Source organism: Nitrobacter winogradskyi Nb-255 (genome assembly GCF_000012725.1).
Taxonomy (GTDB): domain Bacteria; phylum Pseudomonadota; class Alphaproteobacteria; order Rhizobiales; family Xanthobacteraceae; genus Nitrobacter; species Nitrobacter winogradskyi.
On record NC_007406.1, the window covers coordinates 765,315 to 785,785 of the forward strand.

17 protein-coding genes are annotated in these 20,471 nt (G+C 61.1%); 10 read left to right on the plus strand and 7 right to left on the minus strand.

Annotated elements, in window-relative coordinates; genetic code table 11:
• Positions 1–415: 415 nt before the first annotated feature.
• Together NWI_RS03555 and NWI_RS03560 are read left to right on the plus strand one after the other, a co-directional pair.
• Positions 416–2,395: a hypothetical protein gene (locus NWI_RS03555; protein WP_011314009.1), complete on the plus strand. Its 1,980-nt coding sequence runs from the start codon at positions 416–418 to the stop codon at positions 2,393–2,395.
• An 11-nt stretch (positions 2,396–2,406) separates the two neighbouring features.
• Complete coding sequence (locus tag NWI_RS03560; protein WP_011314010.1) at positions 2,407–2,886, plus strand: VOC family protein; 480 nt, start codon at positions 2,407–2,409, stop codon at positions 2,884–2,886.
• 12 nt (positions 2,887–2,898) lie between these two features.
• On the opposite strand, the gene pqqE is transcribed toward NWI_RS03560, so the two are convergent.
• From pqqE to NWI_RS18110, 6 genes are all read right to left on the minus strand, one after another.
• Positions 2,899–4,068, minus strand: a complete 1,170-nt coding sequence (pqqE, locus tag NWI_RS03565; protein WP_011314011.1) for a pyrroloquinoline quinone biosynthesis protein PqqE — start codon at positions 4,066–4,068, stop codon at positions 2,899–2,901.
• Positions 4,065–4,367, minus strand: coding sequence for a pyrroloquinoline quinone biosynthesis peptide chaperone PqqD (gene pqqD / locus NWI_RS03570; protein ID WP_011314012.1), 303 nt, complete (start codon positions 4,365–4,367; stop codon positions 4,065–4,067). The genes pqqE and pqqD overlap by 4 nt, the downstream gene beginning before the upstream one ends.
• Positions 4,336–5,187 carry a pyrroloquinoline-quinone synthase PqqC gene (gene pqqC / locus NWI_RS03575; RefSeq protein ID WP_011314013.1) on the minus strand — a complete coding sequence of 284 codons (852 nt, stop codon included), beginning with the start codon at positions 5,185–5,187 and terminating at the stop codon, positions 4,336–4,338. Before pqqC ends, pqqD begins: the two co-directional genes overlap by 32 nt.
• Positions 5,132–6,031, minus strand: coding sequence for a pyrroloquinoline quinone biosynthesis protein PqqB (pqqB, locus tag NWI_RS03580; protein WP_011314014.1), 900 nt, complete (start codon positions 6,029–6,031; stop codon positions 5,132–5,134). The genes pqqC and pqqB overlap by 56 nt, the downstream gene beginning before the upstream one ends.
• Positions 6,032–6,075: 44 nt before the next feature.
• Entirely contained in the window at positions 6,076–6,228 is a 153-nt protein-coding gene (gene pqqA / locus NWI_RS18505; protein WP_347335899.1) for a pyrroloquinoline quinone precursor peptide PqqA, read from the minus strand.
• A gap of 181 nt (positions 6,229–6,409) precedes the next feature.
• The gene (locus NWI_RS18110) at positions 6,410–6,916 is read right to left on the minus strand and encodes a hypothetical protein (RefSeq protein WP_244374965.1); all 507 of its coding nucleotides are present in this window, start codon (positions 6,914–6,916) and stop codon (positions 6,410–6,412) included.
• Between the two features lie 963 nt (positions 6,917–7,879).
• On the opposite strand from NWI_RS18110, the gene NWI_RS03590 reads away from it, so the two are divergent.
• The 4 genes from NWI_RS03590 to NWI_RS03605 all read left to right on the plus strand — a co-directional run bounded on the left by NWI_RS03590 (position 7,880) and on the right by NWI_RS03605 (position 12,186).
• Complete coding sequence (locus NWI_RS03590; RefSeq protein WP_011314016.1) at positions 7,880–9,280, plus strand: cytochrome b6; 1,401 nt, start codon at positions 7,880–7,882, stop codon at positions 9,278–9,280.
• A 208-nt stretch (positions 9,281–9,488) separates the two neighbouring features.
• Positions 9,489–10,592, plus strand: a complete 1,104-nt coding sequence (locus tag NWI_RS03595) for a glycosyltransferase family 4 protein (RefSeq protein WP_011314017.1) — start codon at positions 9,489–9,491, stop codon at positions 10,590–10,592.
• Between the two features lie 30 nt (positions 10,593–10,622).
• Positions 10,623–11,312 (plus strand): class I SAM-dependent methyltransferase, encoded by a 690-nt coding sequence (locus NWI_RS03600; RefSeq protein ID WP_011314018.1) that lies wholly within the window; start codon positions 10,623–10,625, stop codon positions 11,310–11,312.
• A 247-nt stretch (positions 11,313–11,559) separates the two neighbouring features.
• Complete coding sequence (locus NWI_RS03605; protein WP_011314019.1) at positions 11,560–12,186, plus strand: membrane protein; 627 nt, start codon at positions 11,560–11,562, stop codon at positions 12,184–12,186.
• Between the two features lie 25 nt (positions 12,187–12,211).
• Here NWI_RS03605 and NWI_RS03610 read toward each other — a convergent pair whose 3' ends face one another.
• Entirely contained in the window at positions 12,212–13,876 is a 1,665-nt protein-coding gene (locus NWI_RS03610) for an aminotransferase class III-fold pyridoxal phosphate-dependent enzyme (protein WP_011314020.1), read from the minus strand.
• A gap of 34 nt (positions 13,877–13,910) precedes the next feature.
• Between NWI_RS03610 and asd the strand changes: the two genes are divergently transcribed.
• From asd to NWI_RS03630, 4 genes are all read left to right on the plus strand, one after another.
• Entirely contained in the window at positions 13,911–14,810 is a 900-nt protein-coding gene (gene asd, locus NWI_RS03615; RefSeq protein WP_041344712.1) for an archaetidylserine decarboxylase, read from the plus strand.
• Between the two features lie 322 nt (positions 14,811–15,132).
• Positions 15,133–17,490, plus strand: coding sequence for a TonB-dependent receptor (locus NWI_RS03620; RefSeq protein ID WP_011314022.1), 2,358 nt, complete (start codon positions 15,133–15,135; stop codon positions 17,488–17,490).
• A gap of 378 nt (positions 17,491–17,868) precedes the next feature.
• Positions 17,869–18,549 (plus strand): Fe2+-dependent dioxygenase, encoded by a 681-nt coding sequence (locus NWI_RS03625; protein WP_011314023.1) that lies wholly within the window; start codon positions 17,869–17,871, stop codon positions 18,547–18,549.
• Between the two features lie 210 nt (positions 18,550–18,759).
• Complete coding sequence (locus tag NWI_RS03630; protein ID WP_011314024.1) at positions 18,760–19,869, plus strand: alpha-hydroxy acid oxidase; 1,110 nt, start codon at positions 18,760–18,762, stop codon at positions 19,867–19,869.
• Positions 19,870–20,471: the final 602 nt, after the last annotated feature.

The following is a 20,471-nucleotide window of genomic DNA, read 5'->3' on the forward strand; positions in this document are numbered from 1 at the left end:
ATAAAGCGAGACGACGAGGAAAACCACGGCAGAGGCTATCCGCCCCGCTGCCGAGCGCCGCGGCTTTTCTGGCCCCGGCGTTCTCCGCGACCTCCTGCGTCCCGCTTGCGCCGGATTTCATGGCGCTCGACCAGCGTTGCGCTGGCGCAGAAAAAATGGCCGGCAGCTAATCCAAATGTGGAGACGATGACCGTTTGAGGCCTGTAAGGCTGCCGATTCACGGCAGGGATCGGGCAGGACGCGAACAGTTCCCGGTTCCTATCAAGCTCCGCTTCTGATTGAATGATGAGAAGTGAGAGAAGAGAGGATTGAGATCGCTGTTCTGTCGTGTTTTCCTTACGCGAAACGGTGCCGTCCTTAGGGCTCAAGCCCGAGGACATACTTCGCTCGAGAACGCTATGGAAAGGTTACCGGGATGCGCCTCACAAGCCGGTTTGCTGCGGGACTAGTGGCTGCGTTCATTCTTGCGGCGATAGGCCCGCCGGCCGAAGCGGCGGCAAGGCCGTGCGAGCAGGCGGTCGGGTTCTCGGTCCTGCCCTCGCCGGTTGCGCCTTGGAAGGGGGCGCCGCTGCGCGTCATGATCACCACCGAAAAGCCGCTCCAGGGCGTGATCTCGCTGGTCGCGCCGGATGGCAGAGTCGTGGCCAGATCGTCCGACCGGCACGGCAGTGCGCCGTACTCCTGGTTCGCCGAGGCCGCTCAGCCTACGGCAGGCGTGTGGCGCGCCACCTTGACGCTCGACAGCGCAATGGCGGATTGCAGCACAATTACGCGCGACATCTCCGTGAGCGCGCGCAAGCCAAACCCTCCACCCATTCCATCGGGTGCGTTCTGGCAGGTGCGCAATAGCTGGGATCACACGACCGAGTCCCTGTTTTCCGCGTGGATTGAGAAGCTATTCGACGCGCCTCCCGATCAGGATCTTTCATGGAAAGCATGGCATGAAGTCCTGCACAACCGATCGCGCAATTTCCTGTTCAACTATTTAGGTCGCGGGGAAGATGACAAGCGGACGGGCCTTCGTCCCGACTGTGCTGATTTCGTGTATTTCCTGCGCGCCTATTTTGCCTACAAGATGGGATTACCCTTCGGCTATTCCAATTGCTCGCGTGGGGCCCGCGGCAAGGCGCCCAGGTGCTACCAGTGGTTCGACATGGAGCACCCCGAGAAGACGCGCCCGCAACCGCCTTCAGAACAGGAAACCGCGTCGGCTGCGGCCCCCGGCGCCATGCCGCCCGGACAAGCGCCTGCGCTTCTGCAGCCCTTTGCCTCGTTGCAGCCGGCCCCGGCCGAGACACTCGTGGCTCCGCCGAAGGCGCGGCCGAAACGGCCGACGACGTTCAACGAATATCTGCGGGATGTCGGGGACGTCGTGCATACGGGCGCCGTTCGCGCCGCCGCGAGCGACGATAACACCGATTTCTACACTGTCGCGCTGACCCAGGAAGCGCTTCGTCCCGGCACGGTGTACGCCGATCCCTACGGCCATGTGCTGATGCTTGTGCATCGCGTGCCGGAAAAGAACGGCAAGCCGGGCGTCTTCCTCGCCGTCGATGCGGAGCCGGACGGCTCGATCACACGAAAGCGTTTCTGGCGCGGCAACTTCCTGTTCGCGCACGACCCCGCGCTGGGAAGCCCCGGCTTCAAGCGCTTTCGGCCGGTCGTGCGTGGGAAAGGCGGTGCGTTGCGGCGGCTGGTCAACGCCGAAATCACCAGCAATACCCAGTATGCTGATTTTTCGCTCGATCAATCGGAGATGAGCGCCGAGGATTTTTACGATCGCATGGACGACGTGATGTCGCCGGAACCGCTCGATCCCGTGAAAGCGATGACAGACGCTATCGAAAGCCTGAACGAGCAGGTGAAGACGCGGGTGACCGCGGTCGAGAACGGACGACAGTATCAGAACAAGCATGCTGGAGAGGTAGCTATGCCCAACGGCTCCGCGATCTTCGGCACGACCGGAGCCTGGGAGGATTACTCCACTCCGGCGCGCGATTTCCGTTTGCTGATCGCGATCGATGTCGTGCGGGGATTTCCCGATCGTGTCATCCGACGGGCGACGCGTTACGCGATGCCGGGCGGCAAGAGCATCGCGGAGGTGAAAAGCGAACTGCAAGGCGTGCTTGCCTCCGAGCTTGCTTCGCGAAAAATATCCTATATGCGCAGTGACGGCTCGCAATGGACGCTTTCGCTCAAGGAGGTCGTCGAGCGAGCGCCGCGCTTCGAGATGGCTTATAATCCGAACGACTGCGCCGAGGTGAGGTGGGGTGCGTCGGAAGGCTCTGAGGAGGCATCCACGTGCAAGCGGCACGCGCCGCAGGCGCAGCGCGAGAAGATGTCGTCGAAGTACCGGACCTGGTTTCACGAGCGGAACTGGCCGACCAACAGCTAGAGGACGAGCAGATGGCAACCGCGAAGAACACGATCTGCCTGTGGTATGACAGGGATGCCGAGGCGGCGGCTCGCTTCTACGCCGCGACCTTTCCTGACAGCTCGGTGAGCGCCGTTCATCATGCCCCCACCGACTATCCGTCCGGCAAGGCGGGCGACGTGCTGACGGTCGAGTTCACCGTCGCCGGCATACCCTGTCTCGGTCTCAATGGCGGTCCCGCGTTCAAGCACAATGAGGCCTTCTCATTCCAGATTGCCACCGACGATCAGGAAGAGACTGACCGCTATTGGAACGCCATCGTCGGCAATGGCGGCCAGGAAAGCGCGTGCGGCTGGTGCAAGGATAAATGGGGCATCTCCTGGCAGATCACGCCGCGCGTTTTGACCGAGGCGATGGCTGCCGGCGGCGACGAAGCAAAACGCGCATTCAGTGCGATGATGACCATGAAGAAAATCGACGTCGCCGCGATCGAGAAGGCACGGCGGGGCTGACGCGTAACCAGATCAAGATCGGAGAGTCCCGTTTCCGCGATAGCGGAACGGCGGGAGCGGCGTCTCGATGTCACTGACTTCGATGTCACGGACCTCAGTGTCATTGACCTCGGTGTTATCGATGATGCGTCGGTCGACAGCCTTCCGGTGCGGCGACTTGCGGCAAACCGGATCGGTCGCGGAAGCATCGCCGGCAAGCGCCATGGCCTGACACCTGCATCCGCCGAAGTCGATGTCCTTGCGCTCGCAGCTTCTGCAAGGCTCCGGCATCCAGCCGTCGCCACGAAAGGCGTTGAAGGCGCCGCCATTGTACCAGATCTCGCCGAGGGGGCGCGCCCGGACGTTATCAAAGGCGAGATGCTTGATGGTTTCGGCGGCGTGGCATGGTAAGACCCGACCCGAAGGCGTGACATTGAATCCGGCGCGGCCCCAGCCGCCCATGCAAGCCTTCGGATATGTCGCGTAGTAATCGGCCGGAATGTAGTCGATCACAAGCGCGCCTTCGAGCCGCGCGCGCATCGTCTCCACGATGCTCGTAGCCTTGGCGACCTGATCCATCGTCGGCATCAAAGCCTTCTGATTGAGCATAGCCCATCCGTGGAATTGGACCGTCGCGATTTCGACCCGGCGCGCGCCGAGTTCGACTGCGAGAGATATGATATCTTCGATCTCTCCCATGTTCCGGCGATGACAGACCGCATTGAGGGTCAGTGGAATGCCGGCGTTGCGCAGCCAGCCGGCGACGGCCATTTTGCGCGCATGGCCACCGTCGTAACCGGCGACATGATCGGCGCCGGGCGCTCTCGTTCCCTGAATTGACAGTTGCACGTGATCCAGTCCCGCGGCCGAGAGCTTGTCGACGCGCGCTTCCGTCAAACCAAGGCCGGACGTTATCAGGTTGGTGTAGAGTCCCAAGGATACGGCAGCCTTCGTCAGATCGATCAGGTCGCGCCGCGAGGCCGGCTCTCCACCGGACAGATGCAGATGAAGAACGCCAAGAGCGGCGGCCTGCCGAAAGGTCTCGATCCACTCGCTCGTCGACAATTCCTCGTTCGCCCGTGCAAGTTCCAGAGGGTTGGAACAGTAGGGACAAGCGAGCGGACAGCGATGGGTGAGTTCGGCAAGCATCGCGATCGGAGGCGGAGCCGCGACCTGTCCCGTCCCTTCTGCGGTGACGGTCATCCGACGACCTCCAGCGTCCGCCGGTTGATGAACTCGCGGATGAAGGGAATGATGTCCCGGAGAACCTGTTCCTTCGGCGCCTCGAACCGGCGAGAGAGATCATCGGCGATCCGATCCAGATTCCGATGACCATCGATCTCCTTTATGATCGCGACTGCGATCTCATCGAGCGCGATCGCGCGCTCCGGCGCCAGAAGCACGGTCTGGTTTCGAACCGTATCCTTCCGCAGCCGGACGCCTCGCGCCAGATGCACGACGGTGCCGCCGTCAATCTCCGGCCTCGCAGTGTTCGGTATCATGACCTGAAGTCCTTTCGGCCTGGGCGATCTCGCCTTCATCCGCGCCGACGCCGTCGCGGCCGTTCCACGCGCCCGGAGGGATGAACCCCGGCGCGACATAGGCGAAATGGAGAGCGTCGAGCTGGGACCACAGCACATCGGTTTTGAAGATCAACGCCGCGGCGGCTGCATCCTGCTTCTCCATCGTGTCGGCATTGTCGAGAACATAGGACAGACCGAATTCAACCTCGCGCGGCGCTTCTTTCAGACGTTGACGGAAGTAGGACAGGGCATTGTCGTTGGCAAAGGCGTAATGCTCCAGAAGACCGGCGATGCGATCCTCATGGATGGCCCTCGCGAACATCTCCGTCAGCGATGAGGCGACAGCCTCAAGCATCGGCTTCTCCCGGACGAAAGACACATAGGCATCGACCGCGAAGCGCGTCCCGGGAAGAACGCCTCGGGTCGAAGCGACGTAATCGGGATCGAGTCCTGTGGCTTCCGCCAGTTTCAGCCAACGCCTCAGTCCTCCGCCTTCCTGAAGGCCGCCGTCATGTTCCTCGATGCGCCTGCGCCAGGCGCGGCGCAGTCCGGGATCATCCACCCGCGACATGAAAGCTGCATCCTTCATCGGGATTCGGCTCTGATAATAGTAGCGGTTGATCACCCAGGCGCGCGCCTGGGTCAGGGTGCATTGCCCACCATGCAGCATCCGGTGAAATACGTGCTTGTCGTGATAGCGCTCGGCGCCGATCGCCCTGAGGCGGGCTTCGAACGCGTTTCTGTCAGGAGCGGGGTGCAAGGGAAATCTCGGCGCCGTCGCAGCCGACTTCGAAACCATGCCGCAGAACGAGGTCGCGCTCCGGTCCGTCCCGCCAGATGGGATTGGTGTTGTTGATGTGAATGTAGACGATCCGCCCGATATCGAGTCGCGCCAGAACCTTGAGGCTGCCGCCTTCGCCGCTGATGGGCATGTGCCCCATGCGCCGCCCGGTCTTCGTCCCGGTCCGGGTGCGGATCATTTCGTCGTCGGTGAAGAGCGTGCCGTCGAAAAAGACGATGTCCGCACCGCGAATCCTGGTTGCCAGCGATTCCGTGAGGTGAGCGCATCCCGGAATGTAGAAAGCTCTCAGGCCGCCAGCGGACAGCGCAACACCTGTCACATGCTCACTTTCAGCACCGATTGTCGCATCCTCGTCCTCCATGAAAAGCGCCACCTTGCCGGGCACCGCGAACAACGACGCATCCAGCCCCGGCAGCAGCGGAAAGCTCTTATTCGGAACAACCAGATTGCGCTGCACGGTGTTCGGATCGAGCACACGGAAGACGGGATTGGAATCGAGGATGCCGGCAATCGCCCCGGTCAGGAATATCTGAAATGGCTGCCTTTCACGCAACGTCAACAGGCCGACGATATGGTCGAGGTCGCCATTGGTGAGGACCACGCTCATGATCGGCGTATCGCGCGGGCCACGCGGATGAAGCTGCGTATTGTCGTTGATCTGCTGGCGGATATCGGGTGAGGCATTCAGAATCGCCCAGTTCAACCCACCCAGGCTGACCGCCAGTGATGATTGTGTCTGAGGGCGCAGGCCTGAGGAGCGCGCCATCGCGCAGTTCCGGCAGCCGCAATTCCACTGCGGCAGGCCTCCGCCGGCGGCGGCGCCAAGCACGACAAAACGCATGGGTTGTCGATCTCCCGCGCCGACTTCCGCGCCGTCCTGGGGTCTCAGAGCCGAACCGGCGCGCGCCCGTCAGCCGGAGCGTAGCTATTGATCTCCATGCCGCAGCTGACTTCCGCAAACCTCGGTGGATGCCACTTCATCTCGTTCTCCCTTAAGGGTGAGCTTTTCAGGATTGAACTTGCCCAGAGGTCCTGCATCGATACCAAGCGTCAGATACCAAGGGCATCGATACCAAGGCATCGACGGGCTGGCTGTCTGTAACGCGCTGCTGTGCGGTGGGTTCCGCAGCCCGGCTATATGCGCACGGTCGGGGAGGAGAGCTATCGGGTGCATTCACCAGGGGCGTCATGTGGCTCCCGCGCCGCGGCTTTTGCGCATTTACCGCAACGGCATCGGCGGCCGTGGAGCATTGTCATCGCCCGGCCGCGGCGGAAGCCGGGCGGGTACGGGCGCTTGCGAGGCAATGTAGGCGTCACGTTGCGGGGGCGGTAGTTGCCTTTCGGTCGCCTCCGGCGGCGGAGGGGACGGACGAGAAGGAGGGGGCGGAACCGCCGCTTGAGGCGAGGTGCGTTGCCGCTGTGACGAAGCAGGCTTCGCTCGTTGTGGCGCGGGCTTGGGGTGAGCTTCACGCTCCGCGGCTGCTGCGATCTCTCGGCGCAGTTGCTGCTGGCCGGCTTTCAAATCTTCGATCGCGCTTTTCAGCGCGGCGATATCGTTCGCCATCGTCTCAAGCGATTGAGCAAGTTCGGCCGGAAGCGCGGCTTGAGCTGGCGGAGCCTGCGGCGCTGTCGTGATAAAATCGGTGGGCGGTGGCGGCGCCTCCGGTCCGATCGTCGCGGCCTCCGGTGGGGGGGCCGCTTCGGCGGTGGGTTGAGGCTGAGGCATGGCTGCTTGAGTTGCCGCCGTGTCCTCCGCTTCAGCCGCGTGTGCGTTTTGTGGAGGAGCAGGAGCCTCCATCAGAAGCTGCGGGACAAGTTGCGCAAGACCCTGTTTGGCCTGTTCACCATAGGAATGCCACGCCGCAGCTCCGCCAATGCCTATACAGATAGCCAACAGAACGGTTACGACGCCGCGACGGGACCGGGCGCGGGGGATTGCATCTTGGAGCGCGGCGGCGTTGTCGTTCGACGGCGCGGCCTGGAACGACGGCTCTCCCATCGGCAGGAAGGATTCCGTGGATAAAGGCGTCTCTTCAAGCTGAAACGGCTCCTGTTTGATCCGTGGCGCCAGGTCGCGAAGCTGCGCGACTATAGCCTCATGTGGATCGGCCTGAGAACCCGCGGGTTGCGATCTGAATAACATCGGAGTTCCAGGTTGCGTGTTGCACGGGCCGGTTCTGGCTGCGTCTTCGTGCCGAGAAAGAAGCTGCCCGTTTGGCATCAGCAAGGCGGCAAGATGAAAAGTGTAAGGCAGGAAGGAGGGAAACCGTGTCACCCATAGATCGGTTGTGGCGGATTTCATCCATGGGACTGTTGCTGTTCTCAGCGGCATTTCGGTCAGCACCAGCTGTTGCGCCGTGCCGTTCTTCCAGCCATCAGCCTTTGGGTGGGTTGCGGTGCTGACCTTGCGAGATCAGCGCGCATAGAAGACGCCGATGGGACGCTCGGCCGATTGACGCCCCACAGTTGAAGCCAGCCTCTTGAGGGATCAAGTGGCGGTGCGGTTAGCCGCTAACGTCAGCGTTGCGTGAACCGGCCGGCGACCTGCATGTATCAGCAAGCTGTTATAGGCCGCTCCTGCCGGCATGCTTCCGCCTCCAGCCATCAACTCCGCAACCGGGCGGCGTTCCCGTTGCAACCAAGTACTGCATCGCGAGTTGTGAGGTTTCAAACTTCTCGGGAAACGGCCATGCCCATGAAAACCGCAATCGGACTGACCACAGTGATCGCCGCCGCTTTGGCTTCTGCATTTGCCGCCACCTCCGATCCATTGCCGCCCGAATCGACCTATCGCCCCTTGCCGACCCAGCCTTTCTCAAAGGTGAAGGAGGACGACGAGGCGCAGAAGCCGGCGGTGATGGAGCGGCAGCGAACGCTGATGGAGCAGCGATACGATCTGGCGAACCGGCCTGTCGCGGGCGTCATGATGTCAGGCGGCCGAAAGGCGGTTCAGCAGGGCGTGCGGGTCAAGCTTCCCCAAGGCGTTACATGGGACAGCCTTGCGGCAAAGGAACCGAACGAGATTCGAGACAAGGATCTGCTGCCGAAGGGATTTATGCCGCTGCCTCACGTAAAGCAGGCCACCGGGGGGCAGGTCTTCCCGGACGATCAGATTCGCAAGATTGCCCATGACGAACAGCGCGACCTTAAGCGCTTCGACATTGATTTCGACCTGCCCGGCCACCTGACGCCGGAGTTCCCGCCGCCGATCTTTCTCACGACGCATCCGGAACTCGGCGACGTATCGCGCGGCGATCTTTTGACGATCAGGAATTTCTACGAGTATCTGAACGGCATCATTACGCCGGTTCAGATGGAAGGTCTTCGCCTGCTGCTCACGCCTTTTCCGCAGGAAGAGTTCAACCAGACCGAAGATCGGAAAGTCGCGCAGCCGAGCCTTGGCGTCACCTGCCTGGATTGTCACGCGAACTTCCACACCAACGCTGCGTTTCACCTGACTCCGGATATCCGCCCGCAGGCGGAACGTTTCCGGCTCGATACCACCAGCCTGCGCGGCATGTACAACCAGCAGATCCACGGCTCGAAGCGATCGCTTCGTTCGATTGAGGATTTCACCCAGTTTGAACAGCACACCGCATACTTCAACGGCGATCACGTCAGCGCGGCGCGAAAAGGCATGCATCTGCCGGATCGCGCCAATCAGGTCGCGATGATGGCGCAGATGCAGAACATCATCGATTTTCCGCCCGCCCCGAAGCTCGATCCCTCGGGGCGTCTTGATCCGAAGAAAGCCACCGAACAGGAGTTGCGGGGCGAGCAGGTGTTCCTGGGAAAAGGCCGCTGCGCTGAATGCCACATCCCGGCAATGTCCTTCACGGACAACAACATGCACGATCTGAAGCTCGAACGCTTCTACAAGGCCGGCCAGACCATCAATGGCATGGTCGCCATCCCCGATGGCCCGATCAAGACCTTCACATTGCGCGGCATCAAGGATTCTCCGCCCTATCTTCATGACGGCCGCCTTTTGACGCTTGCCGACACCGTGGAGTTTTTCAACCTCGTCCTGGGCACCAAACTGAACCAGCAGGACAAGGATGCGCTGGTGGCTTACCTCCTCACCCTTTGAGGGTCGTCAATCAGACGAAGGTTATGCGGAAAGTGTTGCTGGTGAGAGGCGCTGTGCTCACACCGCCGCGCCTGAGCGCAGAAGGCCGATGGCGGCGAGGCTCAGGCAGTCCCCTGGAACGAGGCCGCCATTCATCGCCGCGTCATACGCCTGAAATATCGGTGGACCAACGTCGTGGAATTGAGAATCAGAAAATGTGAGGAGCCTGATGCGAGTTCTGGTTGCGACCGATGCCTGGCATCCGCAGGTCAACGGCGTGGTCCGCACATTGACGTCCCTGGCTCGCAGCGCCTCGGCGCTTGGCGCCAGGATCGAGTTTCTGACCCCGGAAGGATTTCCCTCAATGGCTCTCCCGACCTATCCGGGGTTGAGAATATCCTTTCCAAACCGCGGCGAGATCGCCCGCAGGATCGAAGCGGCGTCACCCGATGCCATTCACATCGCGACCGAGGGACCGGTCGGGTGGATGGTGCGCGGGTATTGCCGCCGTCGAAAGCTGCCCTTTACAACATCCTATACAACACGCTTCCCGGAATACATCGCCGCGCGATCGATCATCCCGATGTCGACAAGGTCGATCATCCCGATGTCGACGCGTTCGATCATCCCGATGTCGGTGAGCTACGCGGTGCTTCGGCGATTTCATGCGGCCGGGGCCATGACGATGGTCGCCACATCCTCGCTCAGGCAGGAGCTGAGCGCGAGAGGCTTCAAAAGGCTCGGGTCCTGGACACGAGGGGTCGATACCGAACTGTTCACGCCCGATCATGCGTTCGAGCTTGATCTGCCGAGACCGGTTTTCATGACGGTAGGCCGTGTCGCGGTCGAGAAGAACCTGGAGGCGTTCCTTTCGCTGAACCTGCCGGGATCCAAGGTGGTGATTGGCGACGGACCGCAAAAGGCGGAACTGGAAAGCCGGTATCCGAAAGCCAGGTTTCTGGGCGAGAAGACCGGCCGCGAACTCAGCGCGCATCTGGCGGCGGCTGACGTCTTTGTTTTTCCAAGCCTCACGGACACGTTCGGCATCGTGCAGCTCGAAGCGTTGGCATGCGGCACGCCCGTCGCCGCGTTCCCGGTTACCGGTCCTCTCGATGTGATTGCCGATCATCCGGTCGGTGCATTGGACATGAACCTGAGAAGCGCCTGCATCCGCGCGCTCAGCATATCACGTGAAGCCTGCAGGAGTTTTGCCTTGCAATACTCATGGGAGAGTTGCGCAAGGCAGTTCATCGGCAACCTCAGCGCGTTGCAGCCGAGCCGTTCATCGCCGCTTCGCGGTGGCCTGATGACGCAAGGCGTTGCGCAAGGTTAACCCGCACGAAAAAGGAAGAGTGAAGTTACCATGACGGAAATCCTCAAGCTGGATGATGGCGAGCAACTGGACTTCGACCGCGCGACGGTCGAGCAGGCCTATGACCGCTGGGCTCCGGTTTACGACTTCGTGTTTGGCGGCGTGTTCAGCAAGGGCCGCAAGGCGGCTATTCAGGCCACCGGCAGGGTCGGCGGGCGCGTGCTCGAGGTCGGCGTCGGCACGGGAATCTCGTTGCCGCAATATGCACCGCATCTTCGCATCTTCGGTACCGACATTTCGGAAGCGATGTTGCGGAAGGCGAAACGCAGGGTCAAGGCTCTCGGCCTGAAGAACGTCGAGGATCTTGCTGTCATGGACGCGGAGAAGCTCGAGTTTCCGGACAATTCGTTCGATGTGGTGATGGCGCAGTATGTCGTGACGGCGGTGCCGAATCCGGAAGCGGCGCTTGATGAGTTCAGTCGCGTCCTGCGGCCGGGCGGTGAACTGATCATCCTGACCCGGATCAGCGCCGATGCCGGCCTGCGCCGTTTCATCGAGCGCCGGTTGCAGCCGGTGGTGCGTCCGCTCGGCTTTCGGACAGCCGAGTTCACCTGGTCGCGTTATGCGCAATGGCTGGCAACGACAGGCGCGATGGGATTGGTGGAGAACCGGCCGATACCGCCGCTCGGCCACTTCTCGCTGCTCCGGATTCGGAAAACCGCGATCGCGGCTGCCGCCTGACCTCGAGTCTTTCCCGCTTCACCGAAGCGATGAAAGACCCGAGATTTTTGATCCGACGCGTTTCTTGACGCGAACCGGATTCCATCCTCGGGTCAAGCCCGAGGACATGCTTCGCTCGAAAAGCTACAAGGCGTCGAAGTCCGCGCGAGCGCCTCGTCGCGGCGCTCCTTGTGACATTTGCATAGTGTCATCTTGCGTACATCGAATCCTTGTAAACCGAATGAACCTTATTCTGGGCAGGGAATGAATGATGAGCTTTCGAGAGCAATTGCGCACTCAACGGTGGGATGATCATCGCTACTATCATCACAGCCGCATTAACCAGAGCCTGCATTTTGTCAGCGCCTTCAGCTTTCTCGTTGCGTATGCGTTGTTGTTCGTCGACCCGGTTGCCGCCGCACTGATCGGCTGGCTGTTCTCCATGACCACAAGGCAGGCGGGTCATTTCTTCTTCGAGCCGAAAGGCTATGATCATGGCAATCATGCCACCCATGATCACAAGGAGGAAATCAAGGTCGGCTATAATCTGAACCGGAAGATCGTGCTCATGGCCATCTGGGCGCTGTCACCGCTGGTTCTCTTCCTCGATCCGACACTGTTCGGTGTCTTCACGCCGTGGGCTTCGCCGGCTGACTTCATGCGTCAGGTCGCCAAGGTATGGCTGGCGATCGGAATCGGCGGCGTGCTGTTCCGAACGGTTCATCTGTTCTTCATTCGCGATGTTGAGACCGGCCTCGTCTGGATGACCAAGATCCTGACCGATCCTTTCCACGATCTCAAACTATACTACAAGGCGCCGCTGTATCTGATGAAGGGCGAGTTGATCGATCCGGGCCTTGGACAGGTTCAGACACGCAAAGCGCGCTCGAACTGAAATGCTCCGCAAGACGGTCGCCGGCTCACCGCGGCCGTCTTCGCGTGATCATCTCCTTCAGGATTTGCCGGCGCACGCTTTTGTTGGTGAGCGAGGGATCGCGCCGCCACCAGCCATCCCGTTTCATATTTTCGGCCGCTGTCACGAAGCGTTCCGCGACCGCGGCAAAGTCGGCGTCGGTGTAGTTCAGGCTGAAGATCAGGCGGCCGGTACCGATCCAGCTCAAGGCGAGACCTTCGGCTCGCAGATAATACTGAAGCATCCAGTTGTAGCGGGACGGCTCGGTGTAGTGCACCGTCCAGATCGACGACAGATTGCCCACCTGCACCGGAAGGTCCCGTGCGCTCAGCAGGTCGTTCAACTGTTTCGCGCGTCCGTTCCAGGTCTCGTCAAGACCGTCATAGATCGCCTGGAAGCCCGGAGCGGCGAGCCGGCTCAGGAATTCGTCCATCGCCGCCATGACGTAGGGATGCGAATTGAAGGTACCGCGGGCGAAGCAGACATCGGCGGGCCGATCGTCGCGGAAGCGTCGCATCAGGTCCTTACGGCCGCAGACCGCGCCGACAGGAAGGCCGCCGGCAAGGCTCTTGCCGTAGGTTACCATGTCGGCGCGGACGCCGAAGTATTCCTGCGCGCCGCCGGCGGCGAGACGGAAGCCGACGAAAACTTCGTCGAAAATCAGCACGATGCTGCGCTCGGTGCAGATCTCGCGCAGCCGTCTCAGCCATTCGCTGTAGGCGGCGCGGTCGAACCGGCTTTTGCGGGAACTGTCGACCAGCGCGGAATCAGCCGGCGCGCTAGCGTTGGGATGAAGCGCCTGCAAGGGGTTCACCAGAACGCAGGCGATGTCGCGCCTCGTCTTCAGGACATGGAGCGTCCGTTCCGACATGTCGGCAAGAGTATAAGTCTCGTGCGGCGGCATCGGGTTGCCCACTCCAGGCTGAACGTCACCCCACCAGCCATGATAGGATCCGGCAAAGCGAACCAGATGCGTTCGGCGGGTATGATAGCGGGCGAGCCGTACCGCCTGCATCACGGCTTCGGTGCCGGACATGTGAAACGAGACTTCGTCAAGACCGGAGATTTCGCAGAGCCGGCGAACATTGTTCGCGATCACGGGGTGATAGGGTCCAAGCACGGGACCCAGATCATGCGCGCGTTTTTCCGCCGCCGTGATGCAATCCTTGTAGAAATCGTTGCCGAAGATGTTGACGCCGTAGGAGCCGGCCAGGTCGTAAGAAACATTGCCGTCGACGTCGGTGACGGTGACGCCGCACGAGGACCGCATGAAGGCGCCGGTCGAAAGATGCTCGCGCACCATCCGGCTGTACTGAAAGGGCACCCGATAGGTCTCGGTGAACTGCAGGTCGGAGATCCGGCTCGAAACCTCCGCGGTCATCCGGCGGCCCTTGGCGTAGCGTTCCTCATACAGGCGGGCGAGCCGGAAGAAAGCGTCGCTTCGTTGCTTGACGACTTCCGGCGGCGCGCCGTCGGAGCCGAAGAAGCCGTCGTGATCGAACTCATAGAACGGCAGCAGCCGGGCAACCGTCCTGGACAATCTGGAATGGCCGGTCAGCGAGCGGTGCTTGGCCCGCGAAAGCGCCAGCCGGGCGTTCAGTTTGGGAAGGGCCGCTGCTGCGCCGCCAATCGCGGCGGCGGACAGGGCCAGAATCGGAAAAGGCAGGTCCATGCCGCCAGCGCTATCCAACCCCTCTGACAGGTTCATGACAATGAGAAAGCTGATCTCGGCCCTGACCGAGCAGGAGGATATGAATTTCCTGCTGACCAACCGGATTCCGCGGGCCATGCTGACCCGGTTTATGGGATGGTTCGGCAAGATCGAGCAGCCCCTGATCCGGGATCTCTCGATCGCGTGCTGGCGTCTGTTCTCCGATCTCGACCTGAGCGAAGCACGCAAATCCAGCTTCAAGAGCCTGCATGATTGTTTTACGCGGGAGTTGCTTCCGGGTTCGCGCCTGCCGGATCCTGATCCCGCGATTGTGGTCAGCCCCTGCGACGCCATCGTCGGGGCGTTCGGGAAGGTGGCGGATACGGAGCTTTTTCAGATCAAGGGCGCGCCTTATTCGCTACCGGACCTGCTCGGCGATCCGGCGCTGGTCGAGGCCCACCGGAATGGCCGCTTCATCACCCTGCGGCTGACGTCGAGCATGTACCATCGCTTTCATGCGCCGCACGATTGCCGGATCGATCGGGTCACGTTCATTCACGGCGACGTATGGAACGTGAACCCGATCGCATTGAAGCGGGTCGAGCGGCTGTTCTGCAAGAACGAGCGGGCGGTGCTTCAGGCGCGGCTGATAACCGGCGAGACGCTGACCCTGGTGCCGGTGGCGGCGATTCTGGTCGCGAGCATTCGGCTGCACTTCATCGATGCCACCCTCAACGCTCGAACCAGGGGACCGACGGTTTTTTCCTGCGATGCGAGCGCTCGAAAAGGCGACGAACTCGGCTGGTTCGAGCACGGATCGACGATCATTGTGCTGGCGTCGGATGAATTCGATTTCTGCGACAATGTGGTGGAATCGGCGCGACTTAAGGCGGGTCAGCCTCTCATGCGAAGGGTTGCCGGGGACAGGATGGCGGGAACGCAGAATCGAATCTGATTGATGGTGGGCGATTCGTGACCGGCCCCAATACGGGGCCGCGAGAGGATAGCGAAGCGTCGCTTTATCGGTGTTGCGAACCTCCCCTGAGTGACACATGCGACGATAGGTAGCGCCGCGGCGTCAGTCTGAAACTATGGCCCTAAAAAATGAGATCTTTCGCGTGGCTCCGGCGTTTGCGAGGTGGTGCAAAAAAGCATCTATGCAGATTGATGTGAAGATTACCTCACGGGTTTAGATGAATTCTATAATAAAGACTTTGTCGTTTCATGTAGAAGCGCACCCATACATAGGAACTGATTGATTTGGGGGCTCTAGGGTTATGACCAAGAAGCTTGAGGTGCAGCTTTATTCGTCGATTTCTCATCTGGCTTTGTCAGCCGGACTTGCGGTGTCGCTGGCCGCGATCGCTCAGCCGGCGTCGGCGCAATCATCTCAAACATCGAGCGCTATTGCCCTTGATACCATCAACGTCCAAGGGGAGGGCGGGGCCCCGAGCAGCGGTGAAGGCGCATACAATGTTACGATGGCCTCTTCACCGCGGCAGACCGCGCCGTTGCTCGATACGCCGCAAACCGTGACGGTCGTGCCGCAGGCGGTTATTCGCCAGACCGGCGCACGCAACCTCACCGAAGTGTTGCGCACCACGCCTGGCATTTCCTTCGAAGGCGGCGAGAACGGTTTCGGCACCTCGAGCAACACCTTCCAAATGCGCGGCTTCGACGCCAGCGGCAGCCTTTTCATCGACAACGTGCGCTCGAACGGCAGCTACACGCGCGACATATTCAATGTGGACCGCGTCGAGGTGTTCAAGGGGGCCGCGGCGGATAATGGCCGCGGGAATGCCGGCGGCTATATCAACATGGTCACCAAGCTGCCGTCGCTGCAGAACTTCACTCAGTTCGATACCTTCTCCGGCTTCTCTGAATACGGAAACCAGCCGCAGAAGCGCGGCACCGTCGATCTCAACTACATCGTCGCGCCCAACACGGCCGTGCGTTTCAACGCCTTGCTGGAACAGAGTGGCATTCCCGGCCGCGATCTGGCCGAAAACAAGGCGTGGGGCGTTGCGCCGTCGGTCGCCCTGGGTCTCGGCACCGATTTCCGTACGTTCCTGGCTTTCGAGCATCTGTCGAGGCGGGATCGTCCGGATTGGGGTGTGCCGGGGGCGACCGTTCCAGGTCTCGTAACCTATAATCCAGCAACGATGGGTGTTCGCCGCAACGCGTTCTACGGCCTGCGCTCGGACTTCGACAATGTGGACGCCGACCGCGTGCTCGGTCGTTTCGAATACGACATCACCCGGCGCATCACGATCAGCAACCAGACGGTCTGGGCGCAGGTCGACCGCACGACGCGCTTTACCCAGCCGACCGGATTCACTGCGCCGGCCACCGCCGCGACCAGCACGACTTTCTACGGCAGGCGCAACCAGACGGTCAGCAACATCACCAACATGACCATCGATGTGGACACCGGTCCTTTCAATCATAAGATCGCGACGGGCCTCGAGTTCAACCATGAAACGTCCGACGCCAATCGGTTCGGTTCGATCAGCTCGACGACCAATCCGGCGCTGCTTGCCAACCTGTTCGATCCGAATCCGGATCGTGCCGGACCTGCGCCTTTCAACCCGACGGAAAACAACCGCGCCAGCGTATCCACCGCCGCAGCTTACTTCTACGACACCATCAAGCTCTCCGAGCAGTGGCAGATCACCGGCGGCTTGCGCGCTGAACACTACAAGGTCGATATCAACAGCCGCACCGTCGCCGGCGCGCCGACCGGCCTCGGAAATTTCAACGACACCCGAACCACGCTGAACGGTAAGGTCGGCCTGGTCTACAAGCCGGTGAGGAACGCCAGCATCTATGGTTCATTCGGCGTTTCGCATCTGCCGCCGGGTTCCTATCTTTCCAACGAGGATATTTCCCGTACGGGCGACAATGCCTTCCCCGGCCTCGTTCAGGGTGCCGATCCAGTGCGCTTCCACAACTATGAACTGGGCAGTAAAGTTGACTTCTTCAACAAGCGGTTGATGGTCGCCGCCGCTTTGTTCCGCACGGAGAAAGTCAACGCGCCGATCACGGGCATCGACCCATCCATCCCCGGAGATGTCGTGGGGCTGAAGGGTTACGGCAAGCAGATCGTGCAGGGTGTCGAACTGAGCGTGACCGGGGCCCTCACCGAAAACTGGAACGTGTTCGGCGGCGCCGCTTTCATGGATAGCAGACGCGAGCACAGCGCTTATCTTGACCTCGTTCGCCGCACCGCGAATCCAGGCGATTTCACCGCAAATGCGGGCAACGGTCCGTGGACCTCGACCAACGGCGACGCGCTGGCTTTCACGCCGCGCGCTACCGCCAATCTGTGGACCACCTATCATGTTCCTGCGACCAACCTCACGATCGGCGGTGGTATCCGGTATGTGGGCACGTCCTATCTGGGCCGGCCGGACACTGCGAGCCGGATCATACCCAATGGCAGGTTCGGCCAATTGCCGGCTTATACCGTGGTCGATTTGATGGCGTCGTATGAACTCCACAAGGATGTCATCGTTCGGTTCAACATCGATAATGTGGCGGACAACCGGTACGCGATGTCGACCAACTGGTCCGGCGTCCGTGCCCTGCTTGGACCGTCGCGTAATTACCGCGTGAGCACCAGCTTCAGGTTCTGATGGGCTGGGCCCGACGGATAAATTCCCTGAACACTCCGGCGTCGTCGCGCCGGGGTGTTTTTCTTTGCGCGAGCCAACGATCGTGCCGCCCGTTGCGAGAGGCTCCAAGCTTACATGGTCTCGGCCGGCGCTATGGTAAGGACGCAATGCGGGACTACTTCGCTGCTGATTCAACCAGAAGCGATAATGTTCTAGATCACGTTCATGGTTTCGGATCGAATCGATCCAAAACCATGAACGTGATCGATTCTAATATTTTGAGACGCGGGATGCGGGCGGAAAACCGCTACACATTTTTCCTCATCCCGCTTGAGTGCTTTTCAGCTTCAATCAGAAGGGTAAGACGGGGGCGAGGCTGCCGCGAAAAGGATACAGGCGATGATCCAGGTTATTTCGGACGTGCTGACTCCGGACGAGCTGAAACGTTTCCGCGAGTTGCTCGGGCAGGCGCAATGGCAGGACGGCCGCGCCACCGCGGGCCATGTCGCGGTCCGCGCCAAGGCCAATGAGCAGTTGTCGCACGAGGATTCGCTGGGGCAGCAGTTGTCCGAGTTTCTGCTGGAGCGCCTCGGCAAGATCAGCCATTTTATCGCCGCGGCGCTGCCGCTGAAGGTACTGCCGCCACGTTTCAACCGCTACACCGGCGGCGGCAGCTACGGTGATCACATCGACAACGCGATCTTTTCCGTGCCGGGCGCCGGCGTGCGTATCCGCGGTGACCTTTCCGCCACGTTGTTCCTCAGCGAACCCGGCGATTATGACGGCGGTGAACTGATTATCCAGGGCGAGTTCGCCCGGCACCAGTTCAAGCTGCCCGCGGGACAGATGATCCTCTATCCTGCCAGCACCTTTCATCAGGTTACTCCGGTCACCCGGGGCGCGCGGCTCGCGGCGTTCTTCTGGACGCAGAGCCTGGTGCGCGAACACTCGCGCCGCGCGCTGCTGTTCGAACTCGACAATACCATTCAGGCGCTGGCGCAGGACAATCCCGAGCAGCCGGCGGTCGCCCGCCTGACGGGGCTCTATCACAACCTGTTGCGCGAATGGAGCGAGACCTGAGCATTTTCCGGCGAAGTGGATACCAGTTCGCCGCAAGAAAATGTGAGCAGAGAATAATTTCCAGAGCATGGCCGATTCAACCTGAAGGGATCATGCTCTGGAGCCTCTCCGCTTCCGGTCAAATCAGAAGCGGGCTCTATGATTTTGATTTGACGCGCTTTCTTCACGCAAACCGGTATCCACTTCGTTCGAAAACGCTATAACACCACGATGACCACGCCGCTTGCCAAGCTCACGCAGATTCCGCCGACGGTCGCGGCGGTTGCCGACTACGAGGTGCTGGCGCGTGAGCGTGTGTCGCCTGGAGCCTGGGCCTATCTCGACGGCGGCGCGGCGGACGAGGTGACCGCGCGGGAAAATCGCGCGGCGTTCGCTCGTCTGCACTTGCGCACACGGGTTTTGCGCGATCTCTCCAGCGGAAACACGGCTTGCGAGTTGTTTGGCACGCGGCTGCGTGCGCCGATCCTGCTCGCACCTGTCGCCTACCAGAAGCTCGCATATCCGGATGGCGAACTCGCCACCGTGCTCGGCGCTTCGGCGATGCGGATGGCGATGGTGGTCAGCACGCAGGCGAGCGTCGCTCTGGAGGAGATCGCGCGGGAAGCGCAGACGCCGCTGTGGTTTCAACTCTACATCCAGCACGACCGCGACTTCACGCTTCGTCTCGTGCGCCGCGCGGAATCCGCCGGCATTCGCGCGCTGGTGGTGAGCGTCGATGCGCCGATCAGCGGCCTGCGTAACCGCGAGCAGCGCATGGGCTTCGCTTTTCCGGGCGGCATCGAGCCGGTCAATCTGCGCGGCCTGACGCCCTCGCCGCGAGCCGCCGGCGAGACGCTGTTCGATAGTCCGCTGATAACCAGGGCCGCGACCTGGCGCGACATCGAGAATCTGCGCGAAGCGACCAAGCTACCGCTGGTGCTCAAGGGCATCATGACGGCGGAGGACGCCGAGCAGGCTCTTGCGGCCGGCGTCGATGGTCTCATCGTCTCCAACCACGGAGGGCGGGTGCTTGATGGTCAACCCGCGACCATCGAGGTGCTTCCGGAGATCGCGGCCGCCGTATCCGGCCGCGTACCGATCCTGCTCGACGGCGGGATCCGGCGCGGCGGCGATGTCTTCAAGGCGCTGGCGCTCGGCGCCAGTGCGGTGCTGGTCGGCCGTGCCTTCGTTCATGGGTTGGCCGCGGCGGGCGCGGTAGGCGTTGCCCATGTGCTGCGCATCCTGCATGCCGAGTTGGAAGCGACCATGGTGCTCACCGGCTGCCGGGATATCCGTGCGATTTCTCCGGCGTCAATCCGGCAAGCAGGACTGCGTACGTAGTGGGTTGGTTCAAAAGTTCGCTTTCATTTTCAGCGCGTCCTCCGAACGAACGTCTCACACCCGATGGATCATCTGGATAATCGCTCAGTTCCGATCGCTATAACGATCGTGCCGGCGAGGGCACGCAACAATCTAGAAGGATTCTTAAGTGCTCAACGTAGCGAAATGCCGCCGTATTGGATATTGGAGAGGGACTAAAGCAGTAAGAGGTGTCCTTATCATTTCTGTCTCCTGAGGACGATCGGTAGATTCGTCACGGCTTTATCCTTTGTTGCTCTCGCTTCTCATCGAAAGTAACCGGTTGGTGGTTCGAGGATCATCGACTGTCGGGCGTGGGCTTGGATCGGATGATTGCCGCTATAACGACCAGGGACAATGGAGTGCGGCCGCCAATAATATGAGCGGGCTGTTTCAGCCGATTTGAGCGGGGACTGTCGCTTACTCAGACAAACCACTTTCGAGGCTTTCATATTGCGCGGTATGGAGTGACTCTTCTTCGAATGCCTTCATCCTTGAGCGGCTATTGAAAAGCTCCCGGCTGCGCTGCCAAGAAATGCCGTGTGGTTTCTGCTCGACCTTTGGGCAGCTGTTTAAGGGGCGAA

What these genes read in the sequence shown, in the direction of transcription:
- NWI_RS03610 (WP_011314020.1), bottom strand. Translation starts at nt 13,876, where the DNA reads ATGGACCTGCCTTTTCCGATTCTGGCCCTGTCCGCCGCCGCGATTGGC.
- asd (WP_041344712.1), top strand. Translation starts at nt 13,911, where the DNA reads ATGACAATGAGAAAGCTGATCTCGGCCCTGACCGAGCAGGAGGATATG.
- NWI_RS03625 (WP_011314023.1), top strand. Translation starts at nt 17,869, where the DNA reads ATGATCCAGGTTATTTCGGACGTGCTGACTCCGGACGAGCTGAAACGT.
- pqqD (WP_011314012.1), bottom strand. Translation starts at nt 4,367, where the DNA reads ATGATACCGAACACTGCGAGGCCGGAGATTGACGGCGGCACCGTCGTG.
- NWI_RS18110 (WP_244374965.1), bottom strand. Translation starts at nt 6,916, where the DNA reads ATGCCTCAGCCTCAACCCACCGCCGAAGCGGCCCCCCCACCGGAGGCC.
- NWI_RS03555 (WP_011314009.1), top strand. Translation starts at nt 416, where the DNA reads ATGCGCCTCACAAGCCGGTTTGCTGCGGGACTAGTGGCTGCGTTCATT.
- NWI_RS03600 (WP_011314018.1), top strand. Translation starts at nt 10,623, where the DNA reads ATGACGGAAATCCTCAAGCTGGATGATGGCGAGCAACTGGACTTCGAC.
- NWI_RS03605 (WP_011314019.1), top strand. Translation starts at nt 11,560, where the DNA reads ATGATGAGCTTTCGAGAGCAATTGCGCACTCAACGGTGGGATGATCAT.
- pqqC (WP_011314013.1), bottom strand. Translation starts at nt 5,187, where the DNA reads ATGGTTTCGAAGTCGGCTGCGACGGCGCCGAGATTTCCCTTGCACCCC.
- pqqB (WP_011314014.1), bottom strand. Translation starts at nt 6,031, where the DNA reads ATGCGTTTTGTCGTGCTTGGCGCCGCCGCCGGCGGAGGCCTGCCGCAG.
- NWI_RS03560 (WP_011314010.1), top strand. Translation starts at nt 2,407, where the DNA reads ATGGCAACCGCGAAGAACACGATCTGCCTGTGGTATGACAGGGATGCC.
- pqqE (WP_011314011.1), bottom strand. Translation starts at nt 4,068, where the DNA reads ATGACCGTCACCGCAGAAGGGACGGGACAGGTCGCGGCTCCGCCTCCG.
- NWI_RS03620 (WP_011314022.1), top strand. Translation starts at nt 15,133, where the DNA reads ATGACCAAGAAGCTTGAGGTGCAGCTTTATTCGTCGATTTCTCATCTG.
- NWI_RS03595 (WP_011314017.1), top strand. Translation starts at nt 9,489, where the DNA reads ATGCGAGTTCTGGTTGCGACCGATGCCTGGCATCCGCAGGTCAACGGC.
- NWI_RS03630 (WP_011314024.1), top strand. Translation starts at nt 18,760, where the DNA reads ATGACCACGCCGCTTGCCAAGCTCACGCAGATTCCGCCGACGGTCGCG.
- pqqA (WP_347335899.1), bottom strand. Translation starts at nt 6,228, where the DNA reads ATGCAGGACCTCTGGGCAAGTTCAATCCTGAAAAGCTCACCCTTAAGG.
- NWI_RS03590 (WP_011314016.1), top strand. Translation starts at nt 7,880, where the DNA reads ATGCCCATGAAAACCGCAATCGGACTGACCACAGTGATCGCCGCCGCT.